14 protein-coding genes are annotated in these 16,520 nt (G+C 73.3%); 7 read left to right on the top strand and 7 right to left on the bottom strand.

What is annotated here, in order from left to right; genetic code table 11:
• Nucleotides 1-13: 13 nt before the first annotated feature.
• Entirely contained in the window at nt 14-1,912 is a 1,899-nt protein-coding gene (locus tag JOF54_RS13920; RefSeq protein ID WP_210056860.1) for an amylosucrase, read from the bottom strand.
• A gap of 57 nt (nt 1,913-1,969) precedes the next feature.
• Nucleotides 1,970-3,109: a GTPase family protein gene (locus JOF54_RS13915; RefSeq protein ID WP_307804176.1), complete on the bottom strand. Its 1,140-nt coding sequence runs from the start codon at nt 3,107-3,109 to the stop codon at nt 1,970-1,972.
• A gap of 196 nt (nt 3,110-3,305) precedes the next feature.
• Between JOF54_RS13915 and typA the strand changes: the two genes are divergently transcribed.
• Nucleotides 3,306-5,168: a translational GTPase TypA gene (typA, locus tag JOF54_RS13910; RefSeq protein ID WP_210056849.1), complete on the top strand. Its 1,863-nt coding sequence runs from the start codon at nt 3,306-3,308 to the stop codon at nt 5,166-5,168.
• Nucleotides 5,169-5,423: 255 nt separating this feature from the next.
• Nucleotides 5,424-6,164: a L,D-transpeptidase family protein gene (locus JOF54_RS13905; protein ID WP_245358103.1), complete on the top strand. Its 741-nt coding sequence runs from the start codon at nt 5,424-5,426 to the stop codon at nt 6,162-6,164.
• Nucleotides 6,165-6,228: 64 nt separating this feature from the next.
• On the opposite strand, the gene JOF54_RS13900 is transcribed toward JOF54_RS13905, so the two are convergent.
• The gene (locus JOF54_RS13900; RefSeq protein WP_210056845.1) at nt 6,229-7,101 is read right to left on the bottom strand and encodes a hypothetical protein; all 873 of its coding nucleotides are present in this window, start codon (nt 7,099-7,101) and stop codon (nt 6,229-6,231) included.
• Nucleotides 7,102-7,144: 43 nt separating this feature from the next.
• Nucleotides 7,145-7,603, bottom strand: a complete 459-nt coding sequence (locus JOF54_RS13895; RefSeq protein WP_210056843.1) for a helix-turn-helix domain-containing protein — start codon at nt 7,601-7,603, stop codon at nt 7,145-7,147.
• Between the two features lie 124 nt (nt 7,604-7,727).
• On the opposite strand from JOF54_RS13895, the gene JOF54_RS13890 reads away from it, so the two are divergent.
• From JOF54_RS13890 to JOF54_RS13875, 4 genes are all read left to right on the top strand, one after another.
• Complete coding sequence (locus JOF54_RS13890) at nt 7,728-8,327, top strand: GNAT family N-acetyltransferase (RefSeq protein ID WP_210056841.1); 600 nt, start codon at nt 7,728-7,730, stop codon at nt 8,325-8,327.
• A 100-nt stretch (nt 8,328-8,427) separates the two neighbouring features.
• Nucleotides 8,428-8,784 (top strand): YciI family protein, encoded by a 357-nt coding sequence (locus tag JOF54_RS13885; protein WP_210056839.1) that lies wholly within the window; start codon nt 8,428-8,430, stop codon nt 8,782-8,784.
• Nucleotides 8,785-8,794: 10 nt separating this feature from the next.
• On the top strand, nt 8,795-10,090 hold the full coding sequence (locus JOF54_RS13880) for an RNA polymerase sigma factor (RefSeq protein WP_210056837.1): 1,296 nt from the start codon (nt 8,795-8,797) through the stop codon (nt 10,088-10,090).
• Nucleotides 10,091-10,185: 95 nt separating this feature from the next.
• On the top strand, nt 10,186-11,643 hold the full coding sequence (locus JOF54_RS13875; RefSeq protein WP_210056835.1) for an APC family permease: 1,458 nt from the start codon (nt 10,186-10,188) through the stop codon (nt 11,641-11,643).
• A gap of 124 nt (nt 11,644-11,767) precedes the next feature.
• Here the strand turns inward: JOF54_RS13875 and JOF54_RS13870 are convergent, their stop codons facing one another.
• A complete protein-coding gene (locus JOF54_RS13870) occupies nt 11,768-14,284 on the bottom strand; it encodes a glycoside hydrolase family 65 protein (protein ID WP_372443493.1) in 2,517 nt (838 codons plus the stop codon).
• A complete protein-coding gene (locus JOF54_RS13865; protein ID WP_210056833.1) occupies nt 14,281-14,997 on the bottom strand; it encodes an HAD family hydrolase in 717 nt (238 codons plus the stop codon). Before JOF54_RS13865 ends, JOF54_RS13870 begins: the two co-directional genes overlap by 4 nt.
• Nucleotides 14,998-15,105: 108 nt before the next feature.
• On the opposite strand from JOF54_RS13865, the gene JOF54_RS13860 reads away from it, so the two are divergent.
• Nucleotides 15,106-16,083 (top strand): asparaginase, encoded by a 978-nt coding sequence (locus JOF54_RS13860; RefSeq protein ID WP_210056831.1) that lies wholly within the window; start codon nt 15,106-15,108, stop codon nt 16,081-16,083.
• Nucleotides 16,084-16,161: 78 nt separating this feature from the next.
• Here the strand turns inward: JOF54_RS13860 and JOF54_RS13855 are convergent, their stop codons facing one another.
• Complete coding sequence (locus tag JOF54_RS13855) at nt 16,162-16,473, bottom strand: hypothetical protein (protein WP_210056829.1); 312 nt, start codon at nt 16,471-16,473, stop codon at nt 16,162-16,164.
• Nucleotides 16,474-16,520: the final 47 nt, after the last annotated feature.

Here is a 16,520-nt window from a genome sequence, read left to right as displayed (position 1 = left end):
CGCCGCGGACGGCTCAGCCCTGCACGAACCAGCGGGCCTGGTAGGGCTCCAGGACCAGCGGGCCGTCGGTCAGCGGGGTCTCCTCGGTCAGCGCGTCCCAGGCCCAGCTGCCCACCGGGACCACCCAGCGGGGCAGCGACTGCACCTGCCCGGTGACGTTGTAGACCCCGACCATCGTCTGGGTGGGCGCGCGGCGGACGAGGACGAGCACGCCCGGGTTCACCGGGTCGGCCACCTCGGACTCGACGGAGGCGTCCAGGCTCGGCAGGGCGGACCGGACGGCGATGGCGTGCCGCAGGCCGTGCCAGACGCGGTGCTCGAGCGTGCCCTCCTCGTGCCGGCGGGCGGCGACGTCCCACGGCATGGCCGGCCGGTGCACCCAGCGGTTGTCGTCGGCGTGCTCGGGGTCGTCGAGGTAGCCGTGGTCGTTGCGCAGCGCCAGCTCGTCGCCCATCCACAGCAGGGGCAGGCCGCCGAAGCCGAGGACGACGTGGTGGGCCAGCAGGAGGCGCCGCACAGCCCGGTCGAGGTGCGCCTCGTCGCCGCGCGCCAGGGCCGTCTCCACGCCGAGCAGGGACGCCGCGGTGCCGCTGATCCGGCGGTCGCCGGTCTCCAGGTTCTCCTGGAAGACCAGGCCGCGCGCGTCGCTCATCGGGTACAGGCCGGCGTAGTACTCGGCCAGGAAGTGCCGGTGCCCGGGGCCGCTCAGCCCGACCGACGCGGCGTCGGCGTCGTCGACGGCCCAGCCGATGTCGTCGTGGCAGCGCAGGTAGGTCGCCCACACGGTGGTGGGCGGCTTGGCCGGGAAGCGGTTGAGGGCCGCGCAGAGCAGCCGGGTGTCCTGCGCGGCCAGCGCCGACCAGACCTGCACCATCAGCGAGTTCTGGTAGGCGAGGTCGCTGACCTTGCCCGCGTGCCCGCCGACGCCCAGGTAGGGCAGCAGGTCGGCGGGCCCGACGATGGCCTCGGCCTTGAAGAGCAGGGCGGGGGCGGCGATCCGGGCGACGGTCCGCAGCGCCTGGGTGATGGCGTGCACCTCGGGCTGGTTCTGGCAGCTTGTGCCCATCCGCTTGAAGAGGAAGGCGATGGCGTCCAGCCGGAGGCACTCCACGCCGAGGTTCGCCAGCCAGCAGACGAGGTCGGCGAACTCGTAGAAGACCTCCGGGTTGTGCCAGTTGAGGTCCCACTGCCAGGTGTTGAAGGTCGTCCAGACCCAGGAGGCCGACTCCTCGTCGAAGCTGAAGCTGCCCGGCGCGAAGTCGGGGAACACCTCCGGCAGCGTCGCCTCGTAGGCGTCGGGCAGGGTGCGGTCGGGGAACAGGTGGAAGTAGCCGCGGTGGTGCGGGTCCCCCGCCCGGGCGGCCGCGGCCCACGCGTGCTCGGCGGCGACGTGGTTGAGGACCAGGTCCAGGGTCAGCGAGATGCCCCGCGAGCGCAGCACGGCGGCCAGCGCCCGCAGGTCGTCGACGGTGCCGAGGTCCTCGCGGACGGCCCGGTAGTCCATCACCGCGTAGCCGCCGTCGCTCGCTCCAGGCCGCGGCTTCAGCAGCGGCAGCAGGTGCAGGTAGGTGACGCCCAGCTCGGCGAGGTAGTCGACCTTCTCCGCGACCCCGGCCAGGGTGCCGCCGAACAGGTCGGCGTAGGCGGCGTAGCCGACCATCCGCGGCGAGGAGAACCACTGGGGGTCGGCGTGCCGGCGCAGGTCCAGCAGCCGCAGGTCGGCCGGCCGCTGCCGGAAGCTCTCGGCCGCGATCACGACCAGCCGCTCCGCCATCTCGGGCGCGCGCTCGCCGTAGGCCCCGGCCAGCCCGGCCAGCAGGTCGGGCCAGTAGCGCTGCAGCCGCGCGGCGAAGACGACCCGGTCGTGCTCCGGCTCGTCCTCCAGCAGCGAGGTCACGTCGGGGATGCTCATGCCGGGAGGCTAGGGGGTGCGCCGCTGCCGCGCGGGGCGGACGCGCCCGGCCGGTGGTCAGACGCCGGTGCGCTCCCCGCGCCGGATCTTCAGCCGGGACCGGAACTCGTCGACGAAGGCCTCGCGGACGGCCTCGTCGTCCAGCGCCCGGCCCACCCCGCCCAGCCCGCCGCGGGCCACCCGCTGGCAGACCGCCAGCCAGGCCTGGCCCATCGCGTAGGTGAAGCTGGTGGCGACGCCGGCGCTGACCACGCCGCCGGCGACCGTCCCCGCCCCCGGGACCATCTTGAGCAGGCCGCTGAAGGTGGCCCGGCCCGCCTGGGTGGCCGCCGTCGTCGAGGCGATGGCGAGCAGCGCGGCCCGGTCGACCTTGATCTTGTACAGCTGGGCGATCTTGGCCATCATCCCCAGCTGGATGGGGACCAGCGCTGCGGCGTCGGAGAAGGGGATGGGGATGAACGCCGCCCCGGCCGCCGCGGTGACCGCCGCGCCTATGTAGCCCTGGGCCTCCTTCGCCTTCCGGGCGTCATCGATCGTCTGCGCCGCGACGAGGGCTCCGTGGACGCCGTCGGGCGCAACGCGAAAGGTGGCATCGAGGACGTCCTGCAGGCCGTGCGCGGGCTGGTCGGCGAACGGGTCGGCCTTCGCGAACACGAAGAAGGGGCGGCCGCCCGCGATCGGCAACCGGTGCTCCTCGATCCGCCGGGCCAGCTCGACCGCGTCGGGGTGGTACCGCCCGTCGCGGCGGGGCACCTGGGTGAGCACCAGCACGACGGGCAGGCCCAGGTCGTCGAGCCGCCGGACGAAGTCGGCCTCGGCCTCCTCGAAGCGTCGGTCCATGCCGCGGACGCAGTACCAGGCGACGTGGATCTGGTCCGAGAGCGGGCGCCGGCGCATCTCCTTCATCGCCTTCGCCAGCTCGGAGAGGATCTCCTTGTTGTCCTTGCCGACCTCGAGGCCCTGGGTGTCGACGATGCCGAGGTGGCCGATCCGGTCGAGGTAGAGGTGGCTGCCGCGGGTGACCGGCTCGCCTATGCCCGTGGCGGCGACCTCCTCGCCGAAGACCGCGTTCACCAGCGTCGACTTCCCGACGCCGGTCTTGCCGAAGATCGCGAGGTTGAAGCGGCCGATCGCGGCCGAGTGCTGCTCGTACTCCTGCCGGAAGGACTCCTTGAACCAGTCCGTGCCGCCTGCCACCTGGGTCTCCTCACCGTCGGGACCTCCCCAGCGTACGGGCGCCGCCGCGTCCGGCCAGGACGACGCCCGGCGGGGCGGCAGCGGTCCGCGCGGGCGACGATTCGGGTCCGGGCGCGCGGGTCGGTAGACTCGGACAGGTTGCCCGTCGCCGTTGCGACCGCGCGACCCCCACCTCTGCAACAGGAAGTCCTCACGCATGCCCACTCGCTCTGACCTGCGCAACGTCGCCATCGTGGCCCACGTCGACCACGGCAAGACCACGCTCGTCGACGCCATGCTCTGGCAGTCCGGCGCCTTCCGGGCCAACCAGGACGTCAACAACCGCGTCATGGACTCGATGGACCTGGAGCGTGAGAAGGGCATCACCATCCTGGCCAAGAACACCGCGGTGCTGCACCACGCCCCGGACGGCTCGGACGTCATCATCAACATCATCGACACCCCCGGCCACGCCGACTTCGGCGGTGAGGTCGAGCGCGGCCTCGAGATGGTCGACGGCGTCGTCCTGCTGGTCGACGCGTCGGAGGGCCCGCTGCCCCAGACCCGTTTCGTGCTGCGCAAGGCGCTGGCCAAGAACCTCCCGATCATCGTCGTGGTCAACAAGGTCGACCGGCCCGACGCCCGGATCACCGAGGTCGTCGAGGAGACCTACGAGCTGTTCCTCGACCTGCTCGAGGACGGCGAGACCGACGTGCTCGACTTCCCCGTCGTCTACGCCTCCGCCAAGGCCGGCCGCGCCTCGCTGACGGCCCCGGCCAACGGCGAGATGCCCGACTCCGACGACCTCGGCCCGCTGTTCGCCACCATCCTCGACGGCGTCCCCGCGCCCGAGTACGAGGAGGGCGCGGTCCTCCAGGCCCACGTCACCAACCTCGACGCGTCCCCCTACCTCGGCCGGCTGGCCCTGTGCCGGGTGTTCGCCGGGGAGATGAAGCGCAACCAGGTGGTCGCGTGGTGCAAGCAGGACGGCACCATCCAGAACATCAAGCTCACCGAGATGCTGATCACCGAGGCGCTCGACCGCGTCCCGGCCGACATCGCCCGCCCCGGCGACATCATCGCCATCGCGGGCATCCCGGACATCACCATCGGCGAGACCCTGTCGGACCCGGCGGACCCCAAGCCGCTGCCGCTGATCACCGTCGACCAGCCGTCGATCTCGATGACCATCGGCATCAACACCTCCCCGCTGGCCGGCAAGTCCGGCAAGCTGCTGACGGCCCGCCTGGTGAAGAACCGGCTGGACGCCGAGCTCATCGGCAACGTGTCGATCAAGGTCGCCAACACCGAGCGCCCCGACACCTGGGAGGTGCAGGGCCGCGGTGAGCTCCAGCTCGCCATCCTGGTCGAGATGATGCGCCGCGAGGGCTTCGAGCTCACCGTCGGCAAGCCGCAGGTCGTCACCCGCGAGATCGACGGCAAGGTGCACGAGCCCGTCGAGCGGCTGACCATCGACGCGCCGGAGGACTTCGTCGGCGTCGTCACCCAGCTGATGGGGCTGCGTCGCGGCCGCCTGGAGCAGATGATCAACCACGGCACCGGCTGGGTGCGGATGGAGTACCTCGTCCCGGCCCGCGGCCTGATCGGCTTCCGCACCGAGTTCCTCACCGAGACGCGCGGCACGGGCATGATGCACCACGTCTTCGAGAGCTACGAGCCCTGGCACGGCGAGCTGCGGACCCGGCCGAACGGCTCGCTGGTGGCCGACCGGACCGGCGCGGTCACCGCCTACGCGTCGTTCAGCCTGCAGGAGCGGGGCACCCTGTTCGTCGCCCCGACCACCGAGGTGTACGAGGGGATGATCGTCGGCGAGAACGCCCGCTCCGACGACATGGACGTCAACATCACCCGCGAGAAGAAGCTCACCAACGTGCGCTCGGCCACCGGTGACGAGCTGGAGCGGCTCATCCCGGCCAAGATCATGAGCATGGAGCAGGCCCTGGAGTTCTGCCGCGGCGACGAGTGCATCGAGGTCACCCCGGCCGCGGTCCGCATCCGCAAGGTGGTGCTCTCGGCCAACGAGCGCTCGCGGACGCGCTCGCGCGCCAAGAACGCCTGACCCGCAGCACCTCCCGACGCGCCCGCGTCACCGAGCCCCGCGCCCGGTGCCGCGGGCGTTCGTCGTCGCGGGCGCTCGTCGTCGCGGGTCGTCCGCGCCTGCTGCGGGTCCGGGCCGCGGTGGTCCAGGATGAGGGCACCCGGTCCGGAGAAATCCGTATCAGGGACGCAACCGTCGGCTCTTCCCCGCCGTAGACGGTGCAGAACCATCTCGGCACCGCGGACGCGACCCGTCCGACGACTCAAGGGGAACAGCATGAAGAAGGTCATCCGGCTGCTGCTGGGCGTGGTCATGGCGACCGCCCTCATCGGGGCCGTGTCCGGCACGGAGCCGGTCGCGCCGGCCGCGCAGGCCGCCACCAGCTACGTCTCGACGACGTACACGGCGCCGAAGAAGGGCCAGACCAACGGGGGCGTCAAGGCGCTGCAGCAGCGGCTGGTGAAGGCGAAGGCCCTCGACTCCGGGCTGGTCACCTCCTACTTCGGGACCAAGACCGAGGCGGCGGTGAAGAAGTTCCAGAAGTCCCAGGGGCTCGGGGCCAACGGCAAGGTCAGCAGGACGACCTGGAAGAAGCTGGTCGCCAAGACCGGCAAGATCAAGATCACGAAGGCCTCGCCCAAGCTGGACAAGCGGTGCAAGGTGGACGGCCGGGCGCTGTGCATCGACAAGACGAAGGACAAGCTCTACTACCTGGAGGACTCGAAGGTGGTCCGCACCTTCGACGCCCGCTTCGGCTGCGCCGGCATGCGCACCCGCGAGGGGAAGTTCTCCGTGCTGTGGAAGAGCCGCGACCACGTCTCGTCGATCTACCACACGCCGATGCCCTACGCGATGTTCTTCAGCGGCGGCCAGGCCGTGCACTACTCGGCCGACTTCGCGGCCCGCGGCTACAACGGCTGCAGCCACGGCTGCGTCAACATCCGCGACAAGGCCGGCATCCGCTGGGTGTTCGACCAGGTGCGCAACGGCGACCGGGTGGTCGTCTACCGCAGCTGAGCACCACCACGACGCGCCGGAGGCGGGCACCCCCACGGGGTGCCCGCCTCCTGTCGTCCCCGGGTCAGCGCTCCGGGTGGGTGTCCTCGTCGGCGGTGCGGTCCGGGGCGGTGCTGTCGGGCGCGGGGACGACCGGCTCGGGGGTCACGTCCTCCACCACGACCGGCTCCACCACGACGGCGTCGTCGACGTCGGCGACGACGGGCTCCGCGACCACCGGACCGGGCACCGGGCTCTCGGCGACCGGTGCGGCCGGGGTCGGGGCGGCCGGCTCGGCGACCGGCGCCGGGACCGGCGGCACGGGGGTCTGCACCGCGGCCCCGCGGATGGCCCGACGGGCGGCCTCGAGGCGCTCGGCGAGCCGGTCGAAGGCCGGGTCGATGCGGTTGACGACGTCGGCCCGGACGCCGGAGAGGGCGCGCTGGCCGCGGTCGGCGAGCTCGCTGTAGGTCCCCGTCGCCTGCTGCTGCAGGTCGGCCGCGCGGGTGCGCGCCACCTCGGGCACGGCCTTGACGTCCTCGGGCAGGCCCTCGGCGCGCTGGCGCATCTCCTCGGCCTGCTTGGCCAGCTCGGCCCGGCGGAACCGCAGCTCCGCCAGCCGGGCGCTGGCCCAGCGGGAGGTCTCGGTGACCGTCTCGCGGACGGCGCCGACGATCACCTGGGTCGCGCCGGCGGCGGCGTAGATGGCCTTGAGGTCGGACTCCCGCATGGCGGCCGCGGTCTCGGCGGCGCGCTGCCGCACGTCCTCGCGGGCCGGCGCGTCGTCCTGCAGCGGGACGCCCTGCGGGCCGGGGACCGGCTCCTCGACCAGCGGCGTCTCCACCGCCGTCGGGTCCACCCAGCCGGTGGCGAGGTCGGGGTCGACGGGGGTGGGGTTCACGGGCGTGGGGTCGAGGGGGGTGGGGTCGACCGGGGTGGGGTCGGGGGTGCTGGTCACGGTGTGCCTCCAGGGCGGGTTCGGTGGACGGTGGTGCGGGCGGTCAGGGAGCGGGGTCCGGCGCCGGGTCGGACCCGGCCCCGGTCGGTGCGGGGGTGTTCGGTGCGGGGGCGGCCTCGGCCCGGTCGGCCGCGGCGCGCTCGTTCTCCTTCACGAAGGAGGTGTGGATCTCCAGCAGCACGTGCTTCTGCCGCTCGGTGAGCCCCGGGTCGGCCAGCACGGCCATCTCGACCGTCGTGCTGCGGTGGTCGTCGGGGTCGAGGATCCCGGCGCGCACGTAGAGGCTCTCGGCCGAGACCCGGAGGGCCTGGGCGAGCTGCTGCAGGACCTCGGCCGACGGCTTGCGCAGACCGCGCTCGATCTGGCTGAGGTAGGGGTTGGAGATGCCCGTCTGCTCGGCGAGCTGGCGCAGCGAGAGCTCGGCCGACCGCCGCTGGGCGGCGATGAAGTCGCCCACGGTGCCCAGCTGGTCACCGAGGCGCGTCGGTCGGATGCGGCTCACCCGTCCATGGTGCTTGCAATTGCAAGCAGACGCAAGCGGCAGCAAGCACCACCCTCCGGGCGGGTGGTGGTCCCGTGAGAGAACGAGGACGCCGACCGTCCGGGATCGCTCCTAGAGTGCCGGCATGGGAGAGACCGACGTCGACGTCGCCGGCTACCGCGTCGAGCCCCTGGGTCCGTCGACCTGGGACCTGTTCGCGGCGCTCGCCGAGAAGCACAACGGCGTGTGGGGCGGGTGCTGGTGCACCTGGTTCCACCGCACCCCGGAGCTGGCCGGGGTGGAGAGCCGCGAGCTCAAGCAGACGCTCGTGGCGGAGGGCCGCGCGCACGCCGCCCTGGTGGTGCGCGACGGCGCCGCCATCGCCTGGGCCGAGTACGGCCCCGTGGAGGAGCTGCCGAACATCCACCACCGCAAGCAGTGGGAGGCGGGCCTGGTGCAGACGCCCGACTACCGGATCACCTGCCTGTTCGTGGACCGCGACCACCGGCGCCGCGGGGTGGCCGCCGTCGCCGTCCGGGGAGCCCTGGCCCTGATCGCCGACGCGGGCGGCGGCCGGGTCGAGTCCTACCCCCACGACCTCGCCCCGGGCGCCAAGCCGTCGTCCTCGTTCCTGTACAACGCCACCCGGACGATGTACGAACGTCTGGGCTTCACCTACGAGCGGCCGAAGGGGAAGGGCAACTGCGTGATGACGACGGTCGTCGCCCCCGCCGCCGCCCCGTAGCCCGCCCCGGAGGTCGGCGACGGCGGGGCTGTCGATCCGGCCGCCGCCGTTCGACGAGAGGGTGTGGGCACATCGCCCACCCCGACAGGAGGAGAGACCGATGGCCCAGTACGCCGTCCTCATCTACGCCGACGACTCCGCGCACGCCCCCGAGGCCACCGCGGCCGACACCGAGGTCCACGACCGGCACGCCGAGGAGCTGACGGCCTCGGGCTCGATGCTCGTCGCCTACGCCCTGACCCCGCGCGAGCTGGCCACCTCCGTCCGCACCGACGGGGTCACCGACGGCCCGTTCGTCGACGCCAAGGAGGTGGTGGCCGGCTTCTACGTCCTCGAGGCGCCCGACCTCGACGCGGCGCTGGCGATCGCCCGCACCAACCCCGTGGTGCGCGCGGGCGGCGGCGTCGAGGTCCGGCCGGTGCACAGCGGCGGGGTGCTGCAGCGCCCGACTCCGTGAGCCCGGCACCGTGAGCGCAGGGTCCGCGGTGGCGTCGGCGCTCGCCGACGCCCACCGCGAGTCCTGGGGCCTGGTGCTGGCCGCCACCGTGCGCACGGTGCGCGACCTGGACCTCGCCGAGGAGTGCGTGCAGGAGGCCTACGCGGCCGCCCTGCGGAGCTGGCCCGTCGACGGCGTCCCCGCCAACCCGGCCGCCTGGCTGACGACGACGGCCCGGCGGCGCGGGGTCGACGCGGTCCGCCGCGCGAGCACCCTGCGCGCCAAGCTGCCGCTGCTGGTCGAGCCCGAGGAGGCGCGCGTGGACGAGGTCAGCGTGGAGGGGGCCGGCGGGGAGGAGCGGCCGGTCGTCGAGGACCCCGACGGCGCGGTGCGCGACGAGCGGCTGCGGCTGGTGCTGCTCTGCTGCCACCCCGCGCTGGCCGCGGAGGCCCAGGTGGCCCTGACCCTGCGGCTGGTCTGCGGCGTGGCCACGGCGGACATCGCCCGGGCCTTCCTGGTCCCCGAGGCCACGATGGCCGCCCGGCTCACCCGGGCCAAGCGCAAGATCGCCGGCTCCCGCATCCCCTTCCGGCTCCCCGGCGCCGACGAGCTGCCCGGACGGCTGGCGGGGGTCCTCGACGTGGTCCACCTGCTGTTCACCACCGGGCACACGGCACCCTCGGGCGAGGACCTGGTCCGTCCCGACCTCGTCGAGGCGGCGCTCCGGCTGGCACGGGTGCTGCGCGCCCTGGTGCCCGGCGAGCCGGAGGTCGACGGCCTGCTGGCCCTGCTGCTGGCCACCGACGCCCGCCGCGCCACCCGCCTCTCCTCCACCGGCCGGCTGCTGCGGCTGGCCGAGCAGGACCGCTCCCGCTGGGACCGGGCAGCGCTGGCCGAGGCCCGGGCCCTGGTGATGGCGGCCCTGCCCAGCCCGCGGGCGGGTCGCTACACCCTGCAGGCGGCGATCGCCTGCGTGCACGCCGAGGCCCCCAGCCACGCCGCGACCGACTGGCCCCAGCTGCTCGGGCTCTACGACGCGCTGCTGGCGCTGTGGCCCTCGCCGGTGGTCGCCCTCAACCGCGCGGTCCCCCTGGCCGAGGTGCACGGGCCCGCGGCGGCGCTCGCCGAGGTCCGGGGGGTCGCCGCCGGCGGCCGGCTGGCGGACTACCCCTACCTGCCGGCCGTCGAGGCCGACCTGCTGGCGCGACTGGGCCGGAGCGCCGAGGCGGCGGACGCCTACCGCCGGGCGCGGGCCCTGACCGGCGCCGCCGCCGAGCGGGCGTTCCTCGACGAGCGGCTGGCGGCGCTGGGGCACGAGCCGGGCTGAGCCCGGTCCGGAGGTGCCCGCCGGGGCGGCCCCACCCCTAGACTGCGGCGCAACCGCACGGCCTCCCCATCCCCGGCCCGCCTGGAGGACCCACCATGGTCGCCAACGCCCCGTCCACCGCAGCCGGCACCGCGCTCCCGGAGCAGCCCGAGCTCAAGCGGGTCATGGGCCCGAAGCTGCTGCTGCTCTTCATCGTCGGCGACATCCTCGGCACCGGCATCTACGCCGTGACGGGCACGGTCGCGAAGGAGGTCGGGGGCGTCGTCTGGCTGCCCTTCCTGCTGGCCTTCGTCGTCGCGACGATCACCGCCTTCTCCTACCTGGAGCTGGTCACCAAGTACCCACAGGCCGCCGGCGCGGCGCTCTACGCGCACAAGGCCTTCGGGGTCCACTTCGTCACCTTCCTGATGGCCTTCGCCGTCACCTGCTCGGGCATCACCTCGGCCTCGACGGCGTCGCGGGCCTTCGCGGCGAACCTGGAGGCCATGGTCAACGTCGTCCGCGCCGACTGGCTGGGCCTGGCCGAGGTGTCGGTCAGCGACGGCCTGACGACGGTGCTGGCGGTGCTGTTCCTCGCCCTCGTCGGGCTGATCAACCTGCGCGGCGTGGCCGAGAGCGTCTACGCCAACATCGTGCTGACCTGCGTCGAGCTGAGCGGCCTGCTGATCGTGATCTTCATCGGCTTCTTCGCGATCACCGGCGGCAAGGCCGACCTCGGCCGGGTGGTGGTCTTCGACACCCCCGACGACAAGTCGATCTTCATCGCCGTCACCGCGGCCACCTCGCTGGCCTTCTTCGCCATGGTGGGCTTCGAGGACTCGGTCAACATGGCCGAGGAGGTGCACGAGCCGGAGAAGGTGTTCCCGAAGATCATGCTCACCGGGCTGGGCATCACCGGCGTGATCTACGTCCTGGTCTCGATCTCCGCGATCGCGATCGTGCCGGCCGGGGAGCTGGGCGAGGGGGACGCGCCGCTGCTCAAGGTGGTGACGGCGGGCGCGCCGGACCTGCCGATCGACCAGATCTTCCCGCTGATCTCCATGTTCGCGGTGGCCAACTCGGCCTTGATCAACATGCTCATGGCCAGCCGGCTGCTGTACGGGATGGCCCGCCAGCGGGTGCTCCCGCCGGCGCTCGGACGGGTGCTGCCGGGCCGCCGGACGCCCTGGGTCGCCATCGTCTTCACCACCCTGCTGGCCTTCGGCCTCGTCACCCTCGTCGGCCGGGTCAGCGCCCTCGGCGGCACCACGGCCCTGCTGCTGCTGGGCGTCTTCACCGTCGTCAACGTCTGCTGCCTCGTGCTGCGCAAGGACCCCCAGGAGCACCGGCACTTCCGCGCGCCCACCGTGCTGCCGGTCCTGGGCGCCCTGCTGTGCGCCTACCTCGTCGGCCCCTGGACCGGCCGGGCCTCCGAGCAGTACACGATCGCCGGCATCCTGCTGGCCATCGGCGTCGGGCTCTGGGCGCTCACCTGGTTCCTCAACCGGGCCCTCTGGGGCCGCAAGACCTACGTCAAGGACCCCGAGGCCCTGACCGGCGACGACGACCGCTGAGTCCCCGGCCTGTCGAGGGGCTCTCCGGCCCCTTCGACAGGCTCAGGGAGCGGTGGTCCGGGGGCTCGGGGAGCGGTGGTCGAGGGGCCCTTCGACAGGCTCAGGGAGCGGTGGTTCGGGCCGGTCAGCCGACGTGCAGCCGGCGGACGGCGGCCTGCGGCACGGAGGCGGTGATGAGGCTGCCGTCGGGCCGGCGCTCGCCGGTCTGCAGGACGATCGCCCCCTGGACCGAGGGGCCCTGGCCCTCCAGCGGGACCGTCAGCGGCGGGCCGGCCTTGACCGTGTAGCGGCGGCCGCGCACCTTGAGCTCGGCCCGGTCGCCCTCCAGCACGGTGAACCGGATGGCGTCGGCGGTGAGGTGGACCTCCAGCCGGGTGCCGTGCAGGGCGAGCCGGAAGGTCAGGCCCTCCCAGTCCGCCGGCAGCCGCGGGTCGAAGGTGACGTCGCCGTCGTAGTCGCGCATCCCGCCGAAGCCGTAGACGAGGGCGTTCCAGACCCCGCCGGTGGAGGCGACGTGCACGCCGTCGCTGGCGTTGCCGTGCAGGTCGGCGAGGTCGACGAACAGCGAGCTGTGGAAGTAGCGCAGCGCGAGGTCGCGGTAGCCCACCTCGGCGGCGATGATCGACTGGACCACCCCCGACAGCGTCGAGTCACCGGTGGTGATCGGGTCGTAGTACTCGAAGTCGAGCCGCTTCTGCTCGCTCGAGAAGTGGTCGCCCTGCAGGAACAGGGCCAGCACGACGTCGGCCTGCTTGAGCACCTGGAACCGGTAGATGACCAGCGGGTGGTAGTGCAGCATGAGCGGCCGCTTGTCCTCCGGCGTCTGCCGCAGGTCCCACACCTCCCGGTCGAGGAACTGCGCGTCCTGGGGGTTGATGCCGGTGACCGGGTCGTAGGGGATGGCCATCGCGCGGGCGGCGGCGGTCCACTCCTCCACCTCGTCGGGGTGCAGCTCCAGGCGCTCGACGGCGTTGCGGTGGGCCTCGGGCAGGTCCTCGCACATGTGCCGGACCAGCTCGGCGGCCTGGGCCAGGTTGTAGCGGGCCATGACGTTGGTGAACAGGTTGTCGTTCACCACGGTCGTGTACTCGTCCGGGCCGGTGACGCCGTGGATGTGGAAGCTGCGCGAGCCGTCGCCGTCCTCGCGCCAGAAGCCCAGGTCGGCCCACATCCGCGCCGTCTCCACGAGGATGTCGATGCCCTCGCGCCACATGAAGTCCTCGTCGCCGCTGGCGGCGACGTACTTGCACAGGGCGTAGGAGATGTCGGCGTCGATGTGGTACTGCGCGGTGCCCGCCGCGTAGTAGGCCGAGGCCTCCTCGCCGTTGACCGTCCGCCACGGGAACAGGGCGCCGCTCTGGGCCAGGTCCTGGGCGCGCCGGCGGGCGGCGTCCAGCATGTTGTAGCGGAACCGGAGCGCGCTGCGCGCCATCGCCGGCGAGGTGTAGGTGAGGAAGGGCAGGACGTAGATCTCGGTGTCCCAGAAGTAGTGGCCGCCGTACCCGGACCCCGTGACGCCCTTCGCCGGGACGCCGGACTGCTCGGCCCGGGCCGTGGCCTGGGCGATCTGGAAGAGGTTCCAGCGGATGGCCTGCTGCAGGGCGGGCTCGCCGTGCACGACGACGTCGGCGCGGTCCCAGTAGGCGTCGAGCCAGCGGCGCTGGGCCGCGTACTGCGCCTCGACCCCCTCCGCCAGCGTGCGGTCCAGGGTGCGCCGGGCGCGGTCGACGAGCTCGCGGACCGGCACCCCGCGGGAGGTGTGGTACGAGACGGTCTTGGTGATCCTGATCGGCTGGCCGGGCTGCGCGGCCACCCGGTAGACCATCTTGCCGGTGTCGTCGTCGGCGCTGATGTGGGCGGTGTAGGCGTTGTCGGTCTCGATGGCGTGGTCGACGCCGACGGCCAGCGTCATGCCCGAGTTGGCGCAGCGGTAGCCCAGCGCGATCCGGTTCTCGGTGCACCAGTGCAGCTGCGGCTCCAGCACCCGGGTCTCGAAGGCCTCGGCCTTGCGCGGGTCGGTGCCGCTGCCCATGGCCGCCGCGCGCACGTGGTACTCGTCGCGGCCGTCCTGGCGGTTGAGGGTCTGGGAGGACACGACGACGGGGGCCTCGTCGTCCAGCATCGTCACCTCGATGGTCAGCACCGCCAGGTGCCGCTGGGTGAACGAGACCATCCGGGTGGAGGTGACCCGGACCCGCTTGCCGCCGGGGGTCCGCCAGATGATGTCGCGGTGCAGCACGCCGTCGCGGAAGTCGAGGCTGCGCTCGTAGCTCTCCAGGTCCGCGACCGAGAGCAGCATCGGCTCGTCGTCGACGTAGAGCTTCATGGTCTTGTTGTCGGGGACGTTGACGATGGTCTGGCCGACGCGGGCGAAGCCGAACGCCTCTTCGGCGTGCCGGATGGGCCAGGTCTCGTGGAACCCGTTGATGAAGGTGCCGTGGGCGAAGGTCTCCCGGCCCTCCTCGACGTTGCCCCGCATCCCGAGGTAGCCGTTGCCGACGGCGAACAGCGTCTCGGTGACGCCGAGGTCGGCCGCGCTGTAGCGCTGCTCGCTGAGCCGCCACTCGTCGACGGGGAAGCGGGTGCGGTCCAGCGGGTCGTGCGCGCGCATCGGGGTGTCCCCGCTCGAGCCGTAGCTCATCGGGCCAGCTCCGCGAGGTCGGCGACGACGACGTGGGCCCCGGCGGCCCGGAGCGCGTCGGGCCCGACACCGCGGTCGACGCCGACGACGAGGCCGAAGCCGCCGTCCCGGCCGGCCTCGACGCCGGAGATGGCGTCCTCGACGACCACCGCCCGCTCGACCGGGACGCCGAGCCGCTGCGCCGCGTGCACGTAGGTGGCCCCGGACGGCTTGCCGGGCAGGCCCTCGCGCTGGGCGACCGAGCCGTCGACGACGACCTCGAACCGCTCGGCGAGGCCGGCGGCCTCCAGCACGGCGGGCGCGTTGCGCGAGGAGGAGACGACCGCGACGGCGGTGCCCCGCTCGGCGAGCAGGTCCAGCAGGGCGACCGAGCCCGGGTAGGGGTCGACGCCGTCGTCGGCCAGCACGGCGGTGAAGAAGGCGTTCTTCCGGTTGCCGAGCCCGCAGACCGTCTCGACGTCCGGCCCGTCGGACGGCTCGCCGTCGGCCAGGTGCAGCCCGCGCGACGCCAGCAGCGAGCGCACGCCGTCGTAGCGGGGCTTGCCGTCGATGTGGTCGAAGTAGTCGCGCTCGGTGTAGGGCTGGTCGACCACCCCGCGGCGGGTGAGGAAGTCGACGAAGAGCTCGCGCCAGGCCCGCATGTGCACCTCCGCCGTCGGCGTCAGCACGCCGTCGAGGTCGAAGAGCACCGCTCCGTAGTCGTCCCAGTTCACGCGATGAGCCTAAGTCCCGCGGGACCCCCGTCCGGCCACGGCGCCACCGCGTCCGGGGAGGGGCCCTGGCGGGCGGCGGCACGGGCGGCGCCGCGTAGATTCCGGGGCATGACGCGACCCGAGGACTCCGACCCGATCCTGGTGGAGGTCGTGCGCAACGGCTTCGTCGAGAGCGTGCACCACGCCCGGGTGGCGGTGACCGGCCCGGACGGCGCGCTGCTGGCCTCGGTGGGCGCGGAGTTCGCGCCGATGTACCCGCGCAGCTCCAGCAAGCCGCTGCAGGCGGTCGGGATGCTGCGGGCCGGGCTGGACCTCGACGGCGAGCTGCTGGCGCTGGCCTCGGCGTCGCACTCGGGCGAGGACTTCCACGTCGACGGGGTCCGGCGGGTCCTGGCGGGCGCCGGGCTGGACGAGTCCGCGCTGCAGACCCCGCCCGACTGGCCGCTGGACGAGGCCGCCCGCGAGGCGGCGATCCGGGCCGGGGTCCCGAAGGCGCCGGTCTTCATGAACTGCTCGGGCAAGCACGCGGGGATGCTGGCGACGACGGTCGCGCTGGGCGCGGACGTCGCCACCTACCGCGACCCCGACCACCCCACCCAGCTGGCGATCCTACAGGCGATCGACGAGCTCGCCGGGGAGCAGGCGACCAACCTCGCCGTCGACGGCTGCGGGGCCCCGCTGTTCGCGCTGACCCTGTACGGGCTGGCCCGCTCCTTCGGCCGGCTGGCCGGGGCCTCCGACGGCCCGGAGCGCCAGGTCGCCGACGCCATCCGCGCGCACCCGCAGTTCACCTCCGGCACCACCCGCGACGAGCTGGCCCTGCACCGGGCGGTCCCGGGGCTGATGGGCAAGGCCGGCGCCGAGGCGGTCTACGCCGTCGGCCTGCCGGACGGTCGCGGCGTCGCACTCAAGATCAGCGACGGCACCCCGCGCGCCCGGACGGTGCTGATGGCCGCGGTCCTGCAGCAGCTGGGCTTCGACCACCCGACCCTCGACGCCCAGGTGAGCGAGCCGGTGCTCGGCCACGGCGAGCGGGTGGGCGAGATCCGGCCCGTCCGCGAGGCCCTGGTGAGCCTCGGCGGCTGACGCCGCCGCGCGTCCTGAGCCTGTCGAAGGGCCTTCGACAGGCTCAGGCAGCGGGGGCGGCTCAGGCCGCAGGGGTCCTCAGGGCTGGCGGACGTCGCCCTCCAGGATGCTGCTGGCGCCGGCGCTGCGGAGCTCGGGGTGGTCGAGGTGCTCGCGCATCTCGGTCACCAGCTCGGCGTCGCCGCGCGGAAGGGCGGCGGAGAGGTGCTCCGCCCCGTCCGAGACGGCGGACTCGTGCACGGCGGCCGCCACCTGCTGGCGGGTGCCGGTGGGCAGGTGCCCGGGCTCGACGTGCACCTGCGCGCGGGCGCGGGCGTCGGTGGTGGTCACGGTGGCCTCGGCGACGACCGTGCCGTCCACCTCGACCTTGATCTGCTTGTCGTCGGTCATGGGGTGTCCTCTGCTCGTCCGTCGGTCGCGTCGAGCATGGCAGCCCC

It is taken from the genome of Microlunatus capsulatus (genome assembly GCF_017876495.1).
In the GTDB taxonomy this organism is placed as follows: Bacteria; Actinomycetota; Actinomycetes; order Propionibacteriales; family Propionibacteriaceae; genus Microlunatus; species Microlunatus capsulatus.
The sequence above is the reverse complement of the archived record's forward strand: the minus strand, read 5'-3'. Positions and strand labels throughout refer to the sequence as shown.